The sequence below is a fragment of the Maritalea sp. S77 genome (assembly GCF_049801075.1).
In the GTDB taxonomy this organism is placed as follows: Bacteria; Pseudomonadota; Alphaproteobacteria; order Rhizobiales; family Devosiaceae; genus Maritalea.
The window spans coordinates 2,501-20,805 of record NZ_JBNAGG010000004.1 but is presented as its reverse complement, the minus strand read 5'-3'; the positions used below and the strand labels follow the sequence as shown (position 1 = coordinate 20,805).

General features: G+C 50.5%; 19 protein-coding genes, 1 tRNA gene and 2 rRNA genes (1 of these 22 cut by a window edge). 10 read left to right on the top strand and 12 right to left on the bottom strand.

The features are described from left to right. The first annotated feature begins 73 nt into the window (after positions 1-73). Complete coding sequence (locus tag ACP15Y_RS13175; RefSeq protein ID WP_424983566.1) at positions 74-1,450, top strand: phosphomannomutase; 1,377 nt, start codon at positions 74-76, stop codon at positions 1,448-1,450. 12 nt (positions 1,451-1,462) lie between these two features. On the opposite strand, the gene ACP15Y_RS13170 is transcribed toward ACP15Y_RS13175, so the two are convergent. After that, positions 1,463-2,443 (bottom strand): oxidoreductase, encoded by a 981-nt coding sequence (locus ACP15Y_RS13170; RefSeq protein WP_424983565.1) that lies wholly within the window; start codon positions 2,441-2,443, stop codon positions 1,463-1,465. 200 nt (positions 2,444-2,643) lie between these two features. Here ACP15Y_RS13170 and ACP15Y_RS13165 point away from each other — a divergent pair, with 200 nt between their 5' ends. Both ACP15Y_RS13165 and ACP15Y_RS13160 read left to right on the top strand, forming a co-directional pair. Next, positions 2,644-2,808: a hypothetical protein gene (locus ACP15Y_RS13165; RefSeq protein WP_424983564.1), complete on the top strand. Its 165-nt coding sequence runs from the start codon at positions 2,644-2,646 to the stop codon at positions 2,806-2,808. Between the two features lie 19 nt (positions 2,809-2,827). Then, a complete protein-coding gene (locus tag ACP15Y_RS13160) occupies positions 2,828-3,685 on the top strand; it encodes a YihY/virulence factor BrkB family protein (RefSeq protein WP_424983563.1) in 858 nt (285 codons plus the stop codon). 13 nt (positions 3,686-3,698) lie between these two features. Here the strand turns inward: ACP15Y_RS13160 and ACP15Y_RS13155 are convergent. Then, positions 3,699-3,775 (bottom strand) — tRNA-Met (locus tag ACP15Y_RS13155). Positions 3,776-3,978: 203 nt separating this feature from the next. Here ACP15Y_RS13155 and ACP15Y_RS13150 point away from each other — a divergent pair. Next, entirely contained in the window at positions 3,979-5,019 is a 1,041-nt protein-coding gene (locus ACP15Y_RS13150) for an aldo/keto reductase (RefSeq protein WP_424983562.1), read from the top strand. An 8-nt stretch (positions 5,020-5,027) separates the two neighbouring features. On the opposite strand, the gene ACP15Y_RS13145 is transcribed toward ACP15Y_RS13150, so the two are convergent. After that, the gene (locus tag ACP15Y_RS13145) at positions 5,028-6,068 is read right to left on the bottom strand and encodes an alpha/beta hydrolase family protein (RefSeq protein WP_424983561.1); all 1,041 of its coding nucleotides are present in this window, start codon (positions 6,066-6,068) and stop codon (positions 5,028-5,030) included. Between the two features lie 100 nt (positions 6,069-6,168). Between ACP15Y_RS13145 and ACP15Y_RS13140 the strand changes: the two genes are divergently transcribed. The 4 genes from ACP15Y_RS13140 to ACP15Y_RS13125 all read left to right on the top strand — a co-directional run bounded on the left by ACP15Y_RS13140 (position 6,169) and on the right by ACP15Y_RS13125 (position 9,169). Then, positions 6,169-6,762: a TetR/AcrR family transcriptional regulator gene (locus ACP15Y_RS13140; RefSeq protein ID WP_424983560.1), complete on the top strand. Its 594-nt coding sequence runs from the start codon at positions 6,169-6,171 to the stop codon at positions 6,760-6,762. 83 nt (positions 6,763-6,845) lie between these two features. Then, on the top strand, positions 6,846-7,517 hold the full coding sequence (locus tag ACP15Y_RS13135; RefSeq protein ID WP_424983559.1) for a DUF599 domain-containing protein: 672 nt from the start codon (positions 6,846-6,848) through the stop codon (positions 7,515-7,517). Between the two features lie 2 nt (positions 7,518-7,519). After that, positions 7,520-8,023, top strand: coding sequence for a lysozyme inhibitor LprI family protein (locus ACP15Y_RS13130; RefSeq protein WP_424983558.1), 504 nt, complete (start codon positions 7,520-7,522; stop codon positions 8,021-8,023). Between the two features lie 6 nt (positions 8,024-8,029). After that, a complete protein-coding gene (locus tag ACP15Y_RS13125) occupies positions 8,030-9,169 on the top strand; it encodes a DNA alkylation repair protein (RefSeq protein WP_424983557.1) in 1,140 nt (379 codons plus the stop codon). 162 nt (positions 9,170-9,331) lie between these two features. Here the strand turns inward: ACP15Y_RS13125 and ACP15Y_RS13120 are convergent, their stop codons facing one another. The 3 genes from ACP15Y_RS13120 to ACP15Y_RS13110 all read right to left on the bottom strand — a co-directional run bounded on the left by ACP15Y_RS13120 (position 9,332) and on the right by ACP15Y_RS13110 (position 10,689). After that, the gene (locus tag ACP15Y_RS13120) at positions 9,332-9,541 is read right to left on the bottom strand and encodes a helix-turn-helix transcriptional regulator (protein ID WP_424983556.1); all 210 of its coding nucleotides are present in this window, start codon (positions 9,539-9,541) and stop codon (positions 9,332-9,334) included. Then, entirely contained in the window at positions 9,538-9,942 is a 405-nt protein-coding gene (locus ACP15Y_RS13115) for a hypothetical protein (protein ID WP_424983555.1), read from the bottom strand. The genes ACP15Y_RS13120 and ACP15Y_RS13115 overlap by 4 nt, the downstream gene beginning before the upstream one ends. 84 nt (positions 9,943-10,026) lie before the next feature. Next, the gene (locus ACP15Y_RS13110; protein ID WP_424983554.1) at positions 10,027-10,689 is read right to left on the bottom strand and encodes a nucleotidyltransferase family protein; all 663 of its coding nucleotides are present in this window, start codon (positions 10,687-10,689) and stop codon (positions 10,027-10,029) included. A gap of 173 nt (positions 10,690-10,862) precedes the next feature. Between ACP15Y_RS13110 and hpaD the strand changes: the two genes are divergently transcribed. Then, entirely contained in the window at positions 10,863-11,720 is an 858-nt protein-coding gene (gene hpaD, locus ACP15Y_RS13105) for a 3,4-dihydroxyphenylacetate 2,3-dioxygenase (protein WP_424983553.1), read from the top strand. Between the two features lie 14 nt (positions 11,721-11,734). Here the strand turns inward: hpaD and ACP15Y_RS13100 are convergent, their stop codons facing one another. Genes ACP15Y_RS13100 through ACP15Y_RS13090 form a run of 3 tightly spaced genes read right to left on the bottom strand, consistent with a single transcriptional unit; the run spans position 11,735 to position 13,592 of the window. Next, on the bottom strand, positions 11,735-12,148 hold the full coding sequence (locus ACP15Y_RS13100) for a DUF427 domain-containing protein (RefSeq protein WP_424983552.1): 414 nt from the start codon (positions 12,146-12,148) through the stop codon (positions 11,735-11,737). A gap of 17 nt (positions 12,149-12,165) precedes the next feature. Then, entirely contained in the window at positions 12,166-12,774 is a 609-nt protein-coding gene (locus ACP15Y_RS13095; protein ID WP_424983551.1) for a flavin reductase family protein, read from the bottom strand. A gap of 11 nt (positions 12,775-12,785) precedes the next feature. Continuing rightward, the gene (locus ACP15Y_RS13090; protein ID WP_424983550.1) at positions 12,786-13,592 is read right to left on the bottom strand and encodes a hypothetical protein; all 807 of its coding nucleotides are present in this window, start codon (positions 13,590-13,592) and stop codon (positions 12,786-12,788) included. 122 nt (positions 13,593-13,714) lie between these two features. On the opposite strand from ACP15Y_RS13090, the gene ACP15Y_RS13085 reads away from it, so the two are divergent. Further along, positions 13,715-14,920: an MDR family MFS transporter gene (locus ACP15Y_RS13085; protein WP_424983549.1), complete on the top strand. Its 1,206-nt coding sequence runs from the start codon at positions 13,715-13,717 to the stop codon at positions 14,918-14,920. 14 nt (positions 14,921-14,934) lie between these two features. Here ACP15Y_RS13085 and ACP15Y_RS13080 read toward each other — a convergent pair whose 3' ends face one another. The 3 genes from ACP15Y_RS13080 to ACP15Y_RS13070 all read right to left on the bottom strand — a co-directional run. After that, complete coding sequence (locus ACP15Y_RS13080; protein WP_424983548.1) at positions 14,935-15,327, bottom strand: DUF1801 domain-containing protein; 393 nt, start codon at positions 15,325-15,327, stop codon at positions 14,935-14,937. 174 nt (positions 15,328-15,501) lie between these two features. Further along, positions 15,502-15,617: ribosomal RNA gene (gene rrf, locus ACP15Y_RS13075) — 5S ribosomal RNA — on the bottom strand. 103 nt (positions 15,618-15,720) lie between these two features. Next, a 23S ribosomal RNA gene (locus ACP15Y_RS13070) occupies positions 15,721-18,305 on the bottom strand; it runs 134 nt beyond the window's last position.

Below are 18,305 nucleotides of genomic sequence, written 5' to 3'. Positions count from 1 at the left end.
ACATAATAGCGCCGGGTTCATCTCACATTAAGATGCACGCGATAAGCCGGAAAAAACAAACAAAGAGGTCCCTATGTCTCGCGCAGCAAATAAATTTGGTTCGCCCTTTAAAGCCTATGATGTGCGCGGCATGATCCCCACCCAAATCAACACGCCCTTTGCCTATCGTTTTGGGCAGGCAGTAGCCGCTCATCTTGCGCCAAAGCAAGTGGTTGTTGGCCATGATATGCGCATGGATAGCGGCCCGCTCGCCGCTGCATTGCAGCAAGGCTTGCAAGATTGCGGCGTCAATGTGCACCCGGTTGGCCGCTGCGGCACGGAGGAAGTTTATTTCCACACCGCCCAAATGGATGCCGATGTGGGCCTAATGGTCACCGCCAGCCACAATCCAGATAGTTATAATGGGATCAAAATTGTGCTCAAAGGCGCAACTGCCGCCACGCAGGAAAACACGCTCGGCCCGCTGGAAAAGCTGGTGATGGGCGACAGAGAATTTGAAGCCGTCACCAACTATGAAGCCCGCGGTAAAGCGGAATCAACTCTTGACCGCAATCTATATATTGAACGCTTGCTGAAACAGATCGAGGGCATCGACCTGAAGCCGCTTAAGATCGTCGCCCATGGCGGCAATGGCTGCGCTGGCCCGATTATCGATCTGCTTGAACCACATCTGCCTTTCGAGTTTATCAAAGTCGATAATGAGCCAGATGGCCGCCTGCCCAATGGCATCCCAAACCCGCTTCTGCCAGAAAAGCGCCAACGCGCTGCCGACGCGGTTAAAGCCCACGGCGCAGATTTGGGCATCGCTTGGGATGGCGATTTTGATCGTTGCTTTTTCTATGATCATGAGGGGACCTTTGTGGAGGGCTATTACCTAGTTGGCCTGATCGGACAAACTCTGGTGCGCCAAAATGGCGGCGGCAAAGTGATCTATGATCCGCGCCTCACCTGGAACACCATTGATCAAATTGAAGCTGCTGGCGGCACCCCCATTGCTTGCCGCACTGGCCACACCTTCTTCAAAAAAGTCATGCGCGATAATGATGCCATTTATGGCGGCGAAATGAGCGCCCACCATTATTTCAAAGATTTCGCTTATTGCGACACGGGCATGTTGCCTTGGCTCGCCATCGTGGCGGAAATCTGCCAGTCCGGCACCAGCCTCAAAGACATGGTCGCCGCCCGCATTGAAAAATTCCCCTGCTCCGGCGAGATCAATTTCACGGTTGAGGATGCGCCTACAACGATCAAGAAAATCGAAGACGAACTGGCCGGCAAAGCCAATCAGGTCGAAGACATTGATGGGCTTGGCTTGGTGTTTGATGATTGGCGCTGCAACATCCGTGCGTCCAACACTGAACCGCTACTGCGCCTCAATCTGGAAACGCGTGGCGACAAAAAATTGCTCAACCAGCAAACCGAACTATTGTCGACCCTGATTCAGGGCTAGCACGCTCCTTTATCAGGCATCATCCGGCACACGCGGCACTGGTGGCAAATCCCATTTGGCACCGGTCAGTTCTTCGGAAACATCCCATAGCCGCGCTGCGGCCTCTTGATTTCCCGCCGAATGGGAAATGGGCGTCACGCCCACTGGTCCAGATAGACCGCGCATTTTCGTTGGCCCATAAAATAGGCCAGGTTGCGCTTCTGGGTCAGTCGCCGCCAAAACTTGCGACTTGGCCCCATGGAAGGGTGAATGCGCAAAAATCACATTCATCACTTCAAGCCCTATGCGGGTTAAAAAGCTTGGCCCCGTGCGTTGCAAATTCGTTGCTGCATAGCCCGGATGGCACAAATAGCCACAGCTGGGCATATCAAGCGCCATCAAACGGCGGTTCAGTTCCAAGATAAACATGATGTTCGCCAATTTGCTTTGACCATAAGCTGCCATCGGCGCGTAACTATGTTGCAGTTGTAGATCATCAAAATTGATCTGCTCTAACCCCCATCTGTGCGCAACTGACGACACAGTGACCACACGGCCATTCGCCTTTTTGATCAGGTCAAACAAAAGCGACGAAAACAGAAAATGGCCAAAATGATTGGCTCCCATATGCAGCTCAAATCCGTCGCGGGTCTCAATCCGTTCTGGCACCATCATAATGCCCGCATTGTTGATCAGCCCATCCAGCTTCTCATGCCATCCTACAAACCGATCTGCAGCCGCGCGCACTGAATTGAGATCGGCCAAATCCATAATTTCAAATTCAATCTTGGCCTTTACGCTACGAAATTCAGCCAGTTCGTCCACGGCCTTTTTCGCCCGGTCTTCTGAACGGCAAAAAATGGTCACATGCGCGTTGCGTCGGATCAGCATTTTGGCCGTTTCGTAACCAATGCCACTATTGCCACCCGTGATGGCATAATGACGGCCGACAAGATCTGGCACTCGCCCATAATCCCAGCCTTTTTTGCCAAACGGCAAAAGCTGTGTGCTCATAATAAAACCCTTAAACACAATAGGCGCTCAATTGGCGCCGATTGAATATATCCCAAAACGTCCCACGACAGTTTTTCACAACTTGTCATTATTTTGCAATGGGAAAGCAAAAACCGCCGCTTCATCGGCAAACAACGCCCGCACCACAAGGGAACTTTCCACGTGGCCAAACGTTGTTCTCACATGAAAGGAGGGTGCAAATGACAGATAAAAACAAAAATGAAAAACGCACTCAAAAAGAGATTGATGATCAGCTGGACGATAGTTTTCCAGCAAGTGATCCGCCATCTTGGATGCCCGGCACCACAAAGGAAGCCGACGAGGACGCTAAGCTGAAAGTGAAGCCCGAAGACAAGAAGAAATAGGGCAACGCAAAGCGCTTTTATGTCGATCACCCGAACCCGAATATTCCCGCTGAAAACGGCCATCGCACGCTGGTGGAACAATGATCCGTTCACCCAAAGTGCTGCGGTGGCCTATTATACGATATTCTCATTTCCTGCCTTGATCATTCTTTATTTGGGGCTCGCCTCTTTCTTCATGCAAGAAGAGGCGGTACGCGAGCAGGTCTTTGGGTTCCTCATTTCAAATTTCGGCCGCGATGCTGCAGATACATTTCGCACCATTGTTGCTAATACGGCCCCGTCAGAAAAAAGCTTTATCCCCTTCATCGTTGCGGGCGCAGTGTTGGTCTATGCCGCCCTCCGGCTTTTCCTGCAATTGCAAAAAGCCCTCAACTATATTTGGGATATTGATGACCGCGAAGTGTCCAACTTCCGCGCCTTGTTCCTGCGGCGCTTTATGTCTTTCGCAGTGATGTTGGGCGTATTGTTTGTCTTGGTCATTTCATTGGTCATCACATCAGCAATCAGCTCCATCACTGATTGGCTAATCGACCATTTGCCAGACATGTTTGCCGTGCTGGCCCACAGCATTAATTTAGCGCTCTCACTCATTGTAATCAGTTTGCTTTTTGCTGTGATTTTAAAAATGCTCCCTGACCGGTACATTCGCTGGGCTCATGTGGTTCCCGGCGCCCTCCTCGCCGCCGCCCTGTTCATGATCGGCGAATATGGCATGGGGGTATATTTCAGCTGGGTGGAACCGGGCTCTGCCTATGGGGTCACGGGCTCTATCATATTGCTGATGATTTGGGTGTTCTATTCCAGCGCAGTTTTTCTGCTGGGCGCAGAATATGCAAAGACTTTGCACCAAAAATCTTTGGTGCATCAAAAGCAATAATTTCAGGAAAGATTGGTTGCGGGGGTAGGATTTGAACCTACGACCTTCAGGTTATGAGCCTGACGAGCTACCGGGCTGCTCCACCCCGCGACAATATCAAGGAATTTGACCCTGTGTTGAACTCAACACCGTCAATCAAAGACAGCGCCTATATAGGCGGGATTCTTCTATTTGTGAAGGGTTAATGACAGAATATTTCAAAAAAATTTTCGACATTTGATTACATCATACCTTGCACAGCTTTTTCGCTCTAGTTTAGGCTGGATTATCCCTGCGAATAAAAGAGAAATCATATGAAATTCAATCAACTCGGGCGCACCGATATTAAGGTGAGCGAAATCTGCTTGGGCACCATGACATGGGGTCGGCAAAACACCGAACAAGAAGCCCATGAGCAAATGGACTATGCTCTGGATCAGGAGGTTAATTTCTTTGATACAGCAGAGCTATATGCGGTCCCCACCAATGAAGAAACCCAAGGCCTGACCGAAGAATATATCGGCAGCTGGTTTAAAAAATCAGGCAAACGCGACCAAGTGATTTTGGCCACCAAAATTGCGGGTGAAGGCGTGCCGTGGATTCGCGAAGGCGAAGAGATCACAGGCGCTGCCGTTCGGCGCGCGGTGGAAGGCAGCTTGTCCCGGCTGCAAACAGACTATATCGACCTTTATCAGCTCCACTGGCCAAATCGTGGTCACTACCACTTTAACACCGGATTTGATTTCGACCCTTCTGACCAAAACACGGCAGAAATCAAAGCCAATATGCTTGACGTGTTGGAAACACTCGATGCCTTGGTGCGCGATGGCAAAATTCGTCATGTTGGTCTTTCCAACGAAACAGCTTGGGGCACCATGCAATTTGTCAACCTCGCCGAGGAACATGGCTTGCCGCGCATGGTATCGATCCAAAATGAATATGGCTTACTGCGCCGTTATTTTGATCATGATTTGGCCGAAGTCGCTCACCACGAAAAGGTAGGTCTTCTGGCCTATTCAGCTTTGGCCGCTGGTGCAATTTCCGGCAAATATTTGGATGGCAACATCCCTAAAGGTACACGTGGTGATTTGGTCAAAAGCACGATCTACCGCAACTCAACCCATTCCGAACCCGCCATCCGCGCCTATATGGCACTGGCGGAAAAACATGGATTGGACGTGTGTCAGATGGCCCTTGCCTTCTGCCTCACCCGGCCATTCATGACCTCGGTGATCATTGGCGCCACCAAATTGGATCAGCTAAAAACTGACATTGCCGCGAAAGACATTGAATTGTCCAAAGAAGTCATGGACGGTATTGCCGAGATTTATCGCCAATATCCAATGCCCATTTAGGCATCCAACTATTCAGAAAATTGGGCGGCGATAAACCCGTTGAGCGTCGCCCAATATCCATCCACAAACGCACCACTGCCCCACAACATCACCTTCCCCAAAAGCCACAGCCCATCTTCGCCCGTCATAGGGCGCCGCTCTTTTGTTGGCACCATGCTGTGCCCGGCATCTTCAAACAAATGCACCTGCAGTTGTTCTGGTGGCAAAATAGCTTTGAAGGCCGCAACACTCTTGTTCGCATCCACTTGTCCATCTCTGCCGCCCGCCAGCAATAGAATTGGCACATTTGGCAATCGCGCCAAATCTTCACTAAGGTCAGCCTGAGCATTGCGCACCACAAAATCCCAGCGCGCCTTAGAAAAATCATCAAGTTCGAAGACTTCACTTCTTTTGCTCAAGGCCAGAAACGCGTCATAGCCTGCACCGTCATTGATCAACGCCTCCAATTCAGCCTCGGCCGCCACTTTGGCGTCGCTGTCTGGCGCAAAACGCCGCCGCAAGGCGGTCATATAGGCTGATTGCGCCATCCAATTCACCGCTGGCGACACAAACACGATAAAATCAATATCGCCTGCCTCCACATCAAGTTGAGGCATCACCCAACCCGCTTGCGAAAAGCCGAGAACACCCACTCGGTCAATGTCAAGATTAGGCGCGGCCCGCAAGGCGGCGATCGCGTCATCGATCAGCGCCGCGCGGTCTGCCATGGAATAGCTCAGCCAGTCGCCATCTGAATCACCAACGCCGGGCTTGTCCCACGAAAATGCACACCAGCCATGCTCAGCAAATTTGCTGAAATAGGGGTCGAAATAACCAAAGGCGCTGCGGTCCATTTCGCCATCCCCATGCACAAACACGATACAATCGAGCGGCGCTTGCTCTCCATTATGCGGCAAACTGATCTGGCCAAAAATGGTTTTACCCTTGTGCTCAAATCGCAAAATCCGTGTCGCATATCCAGCATCAGGCACCCAAAATACCAGCCCCACCAGGATCAAGATGAGCCCCAAAACAACACTGGCTCCCATGGTTGCACGACGCCCCATCATGAAAAACTCCAATTAGCAGAACAATTGTTCGCTTAATTAGCACAGCTTGAGTTTTCTGCAAGCATAATTTATAGAATAACCATTCTATGAAAGGATGTTTATGGCCCGCAAAAAAGATGAAGCCCTACACCAGCGCCGCAAATCAGAAATTCTAGCAGGGGCGCGGGCGTGCTTTATCGAGAAAGGCATTCATCAAACTTCAATGCAGGACATCTGTCAGCGCAGCCAAATCAGCCCCGGCGCCCTATATCGTTATTTCGCCTCGAAACAGGCCATCATCGAAGCCATCGCTGCAGCCGAACAGCAATCCAATGCCGACCTCATTGACCATCTCAAAGGCGCTAAAGACCCTGCCAACGCATTATTGCAGGCCCTGCCCGAATTGTTGGACCATATTCTTGATCATGATTTTGCGCGACTGATGGTCGAGATCAGCTCTGAAGCGTCGCGCAACCCCGCGGTTCAAAAACTATTTGCAGCGATTGATGACCAGTTCCAACATGATCTCAATAACATCTTCGCCGCCCGCCGCAAGTTCGGGCCGTTTGGCGATGCGGACCACACAGCACATCAGATTTTTGTGCTGCTCGCCCTTATCGATGGCTTAGTTGCCCGCGCCGCCAATGATGATCTACCGCCCCGCGAGCAGCTAGAGGCAATGTTGCACAAGACCATTCAAGCGCTTTTCAAATAGCAAATTCTGCATAAAAGACCTCGCCTTGACGCCGCTTTTCAGTATGATCAACCGACCAAGCGAAAAAGGGGGCGCGATTTGGTATGTCGCTATTGTCTACGCTATTGCCACTTATATTTTGGCTTACCTATGGCACTGTATCTAACCAAATCGGTCGCAAGCGCCCTTCCATCACATCTTTGATGATCCATCAACGGTTCCGCTGGGTGAGCAATGCGGTCAAGCGCGACACGCCATTTGATGCGATCCTCACCGGTAACATCATGAACTCTGTAGCCTTTTTTGCTTCAAGCTCAGTGCTGTTGATCTTGGCCATGTTTGCCATTTTCGGTCAGCTCAACGAATTGCTGCCCGCGCTTCGCACTGTGCAAGTCAATGGCTCTTATTCCATGGGCGAATATCAGCTGCATCTGATCATTATGCTGGTGATGGTGGTGCTGGCCTTCTTGTCCTTCACCCTTTCGCTCCGTCAGTTTAATCACTTCTGCATTTTGCTCGGCGCCGCTGATCATAGCGAAACCGCAGATCCGGAAGAAACCCGCGCCATGGCCCAGCTCAACGCCCAAGGCGCGCGCTATTTCAACAATGGCATCCGCGCCTATTATTTTTCCATCGCAAATGTTGGTTGGTTCATTTCAGCAGAAATCGGCATAGCGCTGGCTATTTTTACTTTTATCTTCATTGTGCATCGCGAGTTCCTGTCAAAATCGCACGAAGCGATTTCGCGTCTGCCGCAACCCAAGGACGACTTGTAAACATGAACGTTAAGATGATCGCAATCGCAGGTTTTTTCGCCGCGCTCACCACGCCGGTGCTGGCGCAAGACAATCAATTCACAACCGCTGATGAAATCCAGATGCAAAATTGCTGGGAAGCTGTGACCGACCTGAATATGCAGGGGGAAGAACACTCGCTCAGCGAATGCATCGGCGCCGCTTCAAATGTGTGCATGGAAGAGGAAGAAGGTGGCATGACCACTGTTGGCATGGCCTCCTGCATCATGCGTGAAAATTCTTGGTGGGACAGTATTTTGAACATCAACTACCAAAATTTGAAACAAATTCTCGAACCCAAACAATTTGAAGATCTGCGCGATGCCCAACGCAAATGGATTGCCTATCGCGATGCATCCTGCGCCTTTCATTACAATTATTGGGGCAATGGCACCATGCGCAGCACAGCATTTGCTGGCTGTATGCTCGATACAACAGCACGGCGCGCGTCTGAGCTAAGCAACATCCTCGATATGTCGATGCTATAATCCAACATGGTTGAGCCGTTTAAAAACTTTTTCTCCATTGCAGTCATTGAAAAAATGGCCGCAATTTTGTCGGCGCAGTCATCAGACTTTGACGCGCCTCACTTTGTGCAAATCGCCAGCATCGATCATGACAAGAACGAGTTGAAACAGCGCAGCCAACAAATCCAGAAAGCGCTTTTGGCCACACTGCCAAATAATTTGGATGATCTCGCGCCAATTCTGCTCCGTGCATTAGGACCGGAAGCGCCGATTGATGGTGGCACCACCAGCAATGATCGAGAAGGCCTCAACGGCTTCGCCCTTATGCCGTTTTGTGATTTTGTCGCTGAGATCGGGCCAAATGAATGGCCCAAGGCCGCCGCTCTTTTCGAGGAAATGACAAAGCGTTTCAGCGCCGAGTTTGCCGTTCGCCCTTTTATCGCGCAAAACCAAATCGAAACGATGCAAACATTTGCCCAGTGGGCGAAACACGAAAATGCTCATGTGCGCCGCTTGGCGTCCGAAGGGTGTCGCCCGCTGTTGCCTTGGGGAATGCGCTTGCATCAATTTGTAAAAGACCCTGCCCCCATCCTACCGATACTTGAGCAACTGAAGGACGATACAACGGAATATGTGCGCCGCTCCGTTGCCAACAATCTCAACGACATTGCGAAAAACCAACCAGACCTGGTGGCGGAAATTGCAGAAAAATGGATGCGCGGTGCAGATAAAAACCGCCAGCGCTTGGTGCGCCACGCCTGCCGCACCCTCATCAAAAATGGCCATCCACCAACCTTGTCAGCATTGGGCTATAAGCCCTTGGATTTAAAAACGGCAGAGTTCAGCATCGAAACACCAACTGTGGTGCTGGGCAATTCTTTGGACTTTTCGTTCAACATTGTCCCGAAAGACAATGCGTCACATCCATATATTTTGGATTTCGCAATTCACTTCAAAAAAGCAAATGGCGAGCTATCTCCAAAGGTCTTCAAGCTAAGCACAGGGGTGATAAAGGCAGGGGCCGCATTGCAAGGCGAAAAGCAAGTCTCCATTCGCCCAATCACGACAAGAACATTCTATCCCGGCGCGCATAAGCTAGAGCTGCTGCTCAACGGGCAGTCACTCGGCACAAAGGAGTTTTTGTTAGAGATTGACGGTGTGGCCTAAAACGCAAGCCAAACAACAACAACAAAAAGCCCAACTAAGGCAATGGATTCACGCAATACTATATTCATGGAATCCAGCATAGGTAAAAGATATTAAAATAGGTTTATGAAGAGCGCCACATACGACGCTCTTCAACTGGACCAAACCCATCTATTTCCTTGGCTACTGGTCTGCATCCGCTAACTCAAACAATTCATGCACACTCACGCGCAACGCAGCGGCCAGCTTGAGCGCCAACACAGTAGAGGGCACAAATATATGGTTCTCCACCGTATTAATGGTCTTGCGCGATACGCCAACCATTTCCGCCAATTGCGCCTGCGTATATCCAGCTTGTTTGCGATATTCGGCCAGATGTGAAACCAAACTCACAACCGCCCCCTTAGATCCAACCAAGCAAATTTTAGCAAATAGGCAGCGGCCGTCAGCGTCCCCATGGCGGCATAAGCAGTATGATAACTCACCCAACCTTGCCATAGCGGAATGGCGAAGGCAGGATAGAGCAATATCGCGACCCAAAATCCAAACCCTTCAGCCTGCTTGCGATCAGCTACATATCCCTCATCTGTGGCGCGGCGCGCATTATCATTCCCCGCCGCTATCGCAGCAATAGTGATCAAAATGGCGCTGGCAATGCCGAAAAGGCCAGGCAACCAGAAAGCGAAGGGCTGCGGCGTCCCCAAAGCCAAAGCGCCAGCGCCATATGCGAGGCAAACGAGCCCCGTCAGCCCCAACACTGCTGTGCGAACATTATTAAAAAACTCAGATGTCATATTACACTCCTCAAATTTGTAACCTTAGGGTTACATATAAGGGCGGGAAAATGTAACGTCAAGGTTACATTTAAAATACATCATCTATTCGACAAGATATAATGTCTGGTCCGGCCGCGGCACCAACTCGGCAGGCACATCATCAACCCAAGGCTCCAGATGCAATTCTGGCCAAAGAGCGCAGAGCCGCTCTCCCTTATTGAGATGGGTTTCCTTGTTCGGCAAATTATAGTTTGGGATCAGCTTGAACGAGAAAATATCCTTCAAGCCATAAGGGGCATAAAGCTCAAATTGATCTTTGTCATTCAGCCGCATGCCCACCGAATGGGTGGTACAGGCAAAACGATCAATCGCCTCGCGCGAATGGTCCAGCTTGGGATAGTCAAACCCAAAATGCGCCGGATACCATAAATGCACACGCGCCTGATTGCGCACCTCCACGGGCACTTGCATCCCGGCAAAAATCGCTTCCGCATCACTGATGATTTTATCTTCTTCATCATAGGTGATGGCATCGGCATCATAATAAAAGATGTCGACATCCTTCACGCCATGCATAGCCGGGCGATCAGTGAGATAGTTCCAAACATTATTATAAATTGCGCCAGAAACGATCCACGCATCCGGCAAATTCATGTCGCGCAAACGCGCAAAATAATCATAAAGCGGCCCGAATTCACGGCACATTGAAAAGATCAATGCGGCCTGCTCATCCAATGTCGCATCTGCAAATTTTAAGTAAGTCATGCGGGGAACCTACCCGATTCCTCCGCCACCCAAAAGAACAAAGTTGGTACAAATATATCCAAATATCACATATAATTCACATGTTAATTTTATTTGAAAATTTTGATCAGGATCAACGCAACACGCCCACGCAGCTCTATAGTACTTATCATGTTAAATAAATGGAGGGAATAATGGGTAAGATCGTACTGGCTGCCAAAACCACACATGTGCCAACCATGCTGCTGTCAGAAATGGACGGCCCGTTGAAAGGTTGTCGCGAAGCGGCCATTGAGGGGCACAGAGAAATTGGCCGCCGCGCCCGCGAGGCTGGGGCAGACACATTTGTGGTGTTAGACACACATTGGCTTGTCAATGCAGGCTATCATATCAATGCCAATCACCGTTTTAAGGGCACCTTTGCCAGCCATGAATTCCCGCAATTCATCAAAGATTTGGATTATGAGTATGAAGGCAATGCCGCGCTTGGCAATTTGATGGCCGAAACCGCCACCAACAATGGCGTCTACACCTTATCGCATCAGGTCGAGTCGCTCGATCTTGAATATGGCACCTTGGTCCCCATGCGCTATATGAATGAGGATAAAGCCATGAAAGTGGTGTCCGTTGCCGCCTGGTGCACGGTGCACAGCCATGCCTCCACCCGCACCCTTGGGGCTTCGATCGGCGAAGCCATTGCCAAAAGCGACAGCAATGTCGCGCTCATCGCGTCAGGCTCGCTGTCGCACCATATTTGGCCCAATGACATCTATGCGGAAAATAATGGCACCTTCACCATCTCCAGCGAGTTCAACCGCCAAGTTGACTTGCGCGTACTGGAGCTATGGCAACAAGGCGACATTGAAACCTTCTTGAAAATGCTGCCAGACTATGCCGAATTTTGCGACGGCGAAGGCGATATGCACGACACGGTTATGCTATTCGCCGCTTTAGGTTGGGACAAATATAAGGGCAAGGGCGAAATCATCACCGACTATTTCCCAAGCTCAGGCACCGGCCAAACAAATGTTGTCTTTTCACTCGATGATTAGTCCGACAAAAATGATCACGCCGATTGAGGCGTGATCACCATCCGCACTTTATTCGGCCAAAACGCCATATAGCCTTTAATAATGTCGGAAAAAGCAAAGGGGTCATTATAAGCCCAGCCAATTTCCTCGTCGCGAAACGCGAAATAGCTGGCATCCCCTTTCAGCGGACAATGAGTTTGCTTGTCCAGCTGCTTCAGCGGCACAATCACCTCATCTTGCGGCACATAGATAACAGGCGGATAAAGGGTTTTGCCTACTTCCTGCAACCACACCGCATTGTCGGTGGCAATCAATTGATCTTCACCCAATATAAATTCCACATGGGCACCCACGGGCTGTACCCGCATAAAATGCCGTGGCTCGTCGGTCCGCGCCGCAACACCTTCTAAGGTCAGCTCAACCGTCAAATCATCTTGTGTTTCTGCCATGCTTGCCTCCTGTCAGCTTAAAGCTTCGGCCGCGCCAGCGCGAAAATATCGCTCACCGCTGCATAGTTGAAATAGCCTAACCGACCAACCGCAGCCAGCGCCGCTTCATCGATCATACCATCTTGGATAAAGCGCTCCTGAATATGCACGCGCACCACTTCACCAATGATAAGATAGTTCTGAAGTTTGGCGCCCTTGTGATCTTCCAATTGCCGGATGTCCACCAACTTGCATTCAAACGATGCCGGCGCTTCAGCCAAGCGCGGCACATCCACCACGTCACCGGGCAGCGTGGCAAGGCCAAGCATTTCAATCTCGCTTATTTCATGATCATAAGGGGCGCTGCTGGCGTTCATTTGCGTCACCAACTCGTGTCCAGCCACATTATGCACAAACGCACCTGTCGCCTCGATATTGCGCAAACTATCCTTGCGCCCCGAGGACGAAAAGCCAAGCAAAGGCGGCGTCTCACTCAATGCATTGAAAAAGGAATAGGGCGCGAGATTGCTGATCCCTTCAGCACTGCGCGACGAAATCCACCCGATAGGCCGTGGGGAGATCAAAGCTTTAAACGGATTATGTTTCAGCCCATGTCCATCTTGTGGATTGTAAGAATGGAAATTCATCTCATCTCCCTTTAGCCTTTGATCAATTGCCACGCCCGCTCAGCACCGCTCACTTCAATCACCATGTCAAAGCCAGTCTGCTGCGCCATCATCTGTCGCGTAATACGCTCATAATGTTGGATAAATACCGCGATCCGATCGCGATCATCATCTTTGGGCACTTGGCCAATTTCAGCCAAATTGCCAATTTCTTGTTGCCAACGCCAATCTAAAATCTGCGAGAATGATATAGGCTTCAAATAACAAATATGCGCCATGCGCCGCCATATTGGCAAATAATGTGCGCGTAATTGCGCATTCACATAGGCACGCCATCGCCCCGCTTCATCCTTGCTTTCTTCCAACGCATTGATCGGCGTCGCCAAAGCGCTTTCCATCTGCGGTTGAGCACCAACGCACCATCCTTCCAGCAAAATCAGCTTGGGCGCTTGCGTAACGACCTGCCAATCGGCTTTCGCCGCACGCTCATCATGCGCTTTAATAAAATGGGGCAATGCAATGCCATCCCCCATTTCACCTTTCATAAGCCGATCAAGCACATGTCTAAGCAAATTCAAATCATGGGTGCCCGGCACGCCCCGCGTAGCCAACATCGGGTGCACCTGCACCGCCAGCTCTTCTCGCGCCGCCTTGGTGAGGTAAAAGTCGTCAAGGCTCAGCACCAACAAATCATCACCAAACCGCGCCTTTAACTGGTGAGACAGATAGCTTTTGCCAATCCCCTGCCCACCTGCCAAGCCTACCAGCTGACAAGAAGTGTCATTTAACAGGGCCTCATAGTGCGAGACCAATTTTTGAAGGATAGAAGCTCGATCCATTTGTGTCTTTTTAAACTCAACTTTTCTTATTGCATCAAAATATTTCTGCGCACATAGTGATATTCCAACCTAGGGTCAGGACCTAGACTACACCTTACGATACGCCGTCCGAAAGCTCATAAATGTTTGCCGCTCTTAAAGAATTTAACAAGACCATTTGGCTCTTGATTCTCGCCACCTTTGCCTCACGTTTTTTCCTCTTTATGGTCTGGCCCTTCCTGGCCATCATCCTGCACGACAAATTTGGGCTCAACGAATTTGAGATCGGCGCGTTTCTGTCAGGCTCAGCTGCTGTGGGGGTTATTTTCGGGTTCTATGTCGGCTATCTTTCCGACATTGTGGGTCGGCGCAAAATCATTCTGGTCGGGCTATTTCTCAACATTGTTGCCTTCGGCATCATTGGCATCGCCGATAGCCTGCTGGTCTTGTTCTCAGGCACCTTGCTGCAATCGTTTGGCCGCGGCATGGTCGAAAACCCGGGGAAGGCCTTGATGACCGACATGGTCAGTGACCGCAAGGTCAAAGACATGGCGCTGCACTTCCGCTATTTCATGTTGAATGTGGGCGCAGCCACTGGTCCCTTGCTCGGCACCTTTGCCGGCGCAACGGGCCGACAAAGCACATTTATCTTTGTCGCCGGCCTCTATGTTCTCTATTTCATCGCCGCTGCCTACATCTTTAATTTGGAAAAGCCGCTCAAGCGTACCAAGCAGGGCGAACCATTAAAGTTTTCCGCAGCCCTTTCGGTGCTGGGAAAAGACACTGCCTTCCTCCTGTTCGTCTTCGCTTCTTTCATCGGGTTTGTCGGCTATGGCCAGATTGATGCGGGCCTCGTGCAATATCTACGGCAAATGGGCGTTCCAGAGCTCACAGAACTCTACGCGACACTTATCCTGATCAACGGCACCACCATCATCATCTTACAGTTTGCATTGCTGAAACTGATGGAAAACTGGTCGCCATTTCTGAGGGCCATGTCCGGCGTTATCTTCTTCGCAGGCGGCTTTTTCGGTTTCGCTATTGCCCCAACAGATCCTTGGATCTGGTTGATGATTGCCATGTTTATTCTCAGCATAGGCGAAGCCATCCTTTTCCCTACCCTCAACATCATTGTTGATCGTTTGGCACCAGAACACCTCAAAGGCTCCTATTTTGGTGCCTCATCTCTTTCCAGCTTTGGATTTGTATTTGCGCCGCTGATCGGCGGCTTTCTCCTACATCAATTTGGCGGCATGGCACTCTGGCTAACCATGACAGGGCTAACCTTAGGTGTCGCCATCCTATATTTCAGCGCAAACCGACTGAAAGGTGGCATGTTGGAGAACTAAAGAGGGAAAACAGGTTACCTTTGATGATAGGTAAAGGCTTGGGTAACAAACAGGCCTAGCAGGTTTTCGTCCAACCTCGTGTCGAAACTGAAATGTACACCTCGGTTGCCCTCATAGTAGAACTCGTTAGGAGACATAAGTCTGAAACTGGAAATAAGTTTTGTTTGGCAGGACACATAAAGGGCATAGTCCTTGAAATTGGATTGCCCAAGCCGCACTGTTGTGCCCACATTTCTCTTTTTTGGCAAATAGGAAGGTTCACCCCATTTCAGGGTCTCAACCAATCCCCCCGTTTGAGGCAAGTCCGCAGCGACCTCAAAGATAAGCGCGCGCAAATGCAGCAGCGCATTAGCAACAGCCTCAGGATATTCATTATACTTTTCAGCAACTTGCGCTGGCATTTCCATACCGCACCTCCAAGCATAGTTTAGCGCATGGGACCGCAAAAAAACAAACTCACTTGAGTGACCATATTATTTTCCAGGTCCCCCCTTCAGCAAACAAAAAACCCCACTGGCTATTTCTAGCTAGTGGGGTTTTGATATTATTTACATCGATTGAGCTATTTTTGCTTTTAGCAGACTTGGCAACGACCTACTCTTCCATGCCTTAAGACAAAGTACCATCGGCGCTGAGGTGTTTAACGTTCGAGTTCGGAATGGGATCGTGTTCTGAGCACCACGCTATAATCACCAAGTCGGCAAAAAGCAAAAACGTGAAGTTAAATATATGTACTAGGCGAACCTAGTGATGATGTTCGTGTTTGGTAAATGGTGTTTTACGGACATTGATTAATGAGAACAATCAAGCCAATCGAGCTATTAGTACCAGTAAGCTTCACACATTGCTGCGCTTCCACACCTGGCCTATCAACGTGGTGGTCTCCCACGGCTCTCAAGGGAATGCTAGTTTCGAAGGAGGCTTCCCGCTTAGATGCTTTCAGCGGTTATCCCGTCCAGATATAGCTACCCTGCTATGCGGCTGGCGCCACAACAGGTCCACCAGAGATCTGTTCACCCCGGTCCTCTCGTACTAGGGGCAACTCTTCTCAACATTCCTACACCCACGGCAGATAGGGACCGAACTGTCTCACGACGTTCTAAACCCAGCTCGCGTACCGCTTTAATTGGCGAACAGCCAAACCCTTGGGACCTGCTCCAGCCCCAGGATGCGATGAGCCGACATCGAGGTGCCAAACAATGCCGTCGATATGGACTCTTGGGCATCATCAGCCTGTTATCCCCGGCGTACCTTTTATCCGTTGAGCGATGGCCCTTCCACGCGGGACCACCGGATCACTATGACCGACTTTCGTCTCTGCTCGACTTGTCAGTCTCGCAGTCAGGCGGGCTTATGCCATTGCACTCGACGACCGATTTCCGACCGGTCTGAGCCCACCATCGCGCGCCTCCGTTACTCTTTGGGAGGCGACCGCCCCAGTCAAACTACCCACCACACACTGTCCCGGACGCTGTTACGCCGCGGTTAGACATACATGACGATAAGGGTGGTATCTCACATTGCGGCTCCATAGCAACTGGCGTCACTATTTCAAAGCCTACCACCTATTCTGCACATGCCGACACGAATGCCAGTGTGAAGCTATAGTAAAGGTGCACGGGGTCTTTCCGTCTAACCGCAGGAACCCCGCATCTTCACGGGGAGTTCAATTTCGCTGAGTCTATGCTGGAGACAGTGGGGAAGTCGTTACGCCATTCGTGCAGGTCGGAACTTACCCGACAAGGAATTTCGCTACCTTAGGACCGTTATAGTTACGGCCGCCGTTTACTGGGGCTTCAATTCAATGCTCTCACATCTCCTTTTAACCTTCCAGCACCGGGCAGGCGTCAGACCCTATACGTCGTATTGCTACTTCGCAGAGCCCTATGTTTTTAGTAAACAGTCGCCACCCCCTGGTCTGTGCCACCCTCCCATAGTTGCCTACGAAAGGGTCACGCTTATCCCGAAGTTACGCGTGCAATTTGCCGAGTTCCTTCAGCATAGTTCTCTCAAGCGCCTTAGTATTCTCTACCTGTCCACCTGTGTTGGTTTAGAGTACGGTCTTAACGGTGGAGCTATTTCCTGGAACTTGCTCACTGCCAGAACCAATCCGATAAGGACTGACAGATCTGCAAATTCGTCACTACCACCAGGTTCAGGAATATTAACCTGATTCCCATCGTCTACGACTTTCGTCCTCGACTTAGGGGCCGACTAACCCTGCGCTGATTAGCATTGCGCAGGAACCCTTGGACTTTCGGCGAGAGTGTCTCTCACACTCTTTATCGCTACTCATGTCAGCATTCGCACTTCTGATACCTCCAGGACCCCTCACGGGTATCCCTTCGCAGACTTACAGAACGCTCCGCTACCGCTTGCACAAAGTGCAAACCCTAAGCTTCGGTGCATGGTTTGAGCCCCGGTACATTTTCGCCGCAGGAACGCTTGACCAGTGAGCTGTTACGCTATCTTTAAAGGATGGCTGCTTCTAAGCCAACCTCCTGGTTGTCTATGCATTCCCACAAGCTTTCCCACTTAACCATGACTTTGGGACCTTAGCTGTAGGTCAGGGCTGTTTCCCTCTCCACTACGGACCTTAGCACCCGCAGTGTGTCTGCCAGATATTACTTCCAGGTATTCGGAGTTTGGTTAGGTTTGGTAATCCGTTGGGGACCCCTAGCCCATCCAGTGCTCTACCCCCTGGAGTATTCGTCTGACGCTCTACCTAAATAGATTTCGCGGAGAACCAGCTATTTCCAAGTTTGATTGGCCTTTCACCCCTAGCCACAGGTCATCCCGTTCTTTTTCAACAGAAGTGGGTTCGGCCCTTCAGTAAGTGTTACCTCACCTTCAGCCTGCCCATGGCTAGATCACTTGGTTTCGGGTCTAATCCAACATACTCAACGCCCTATTCAGACTCGCTTTCGCTACGCATACACCTAACGGCTTAAGCTTGCATGTTAAATTAAGTCGCTGACCCATTATACAAAAGGTACGCCGTCACCCTTGCGGGCTCCGACTGTTTGTAGGCATCCAGTTTCAGGAACTATTTCACTCCCCTCGTCGGGGTGCTTTTCACCTTTCCCTCACGGTACTTGTTCACTATCGGTCGCACACGAGTACTTAGGCTTGGAGGGTGGTCCCCCCATGTTCAGACAGAATTTCACGTGTTCCGCCTTACTCGAGGACCTATATGCTTTCTACCAGTACGGGGCTATCACCCACTATGGCTGAGCTTTCCAGCTCATTCCTGTTCTTACATATAGGCCACTGGCCTGGTCCGCGTTCGCTCGCCACTACTAACGGAGTCTCGGTTGATGTCCTTTCCTCTGGGTACTTAGATGTTTCAGTTCCCCAGGTTAGCTCCCTTGCGGGTGACCTAAAT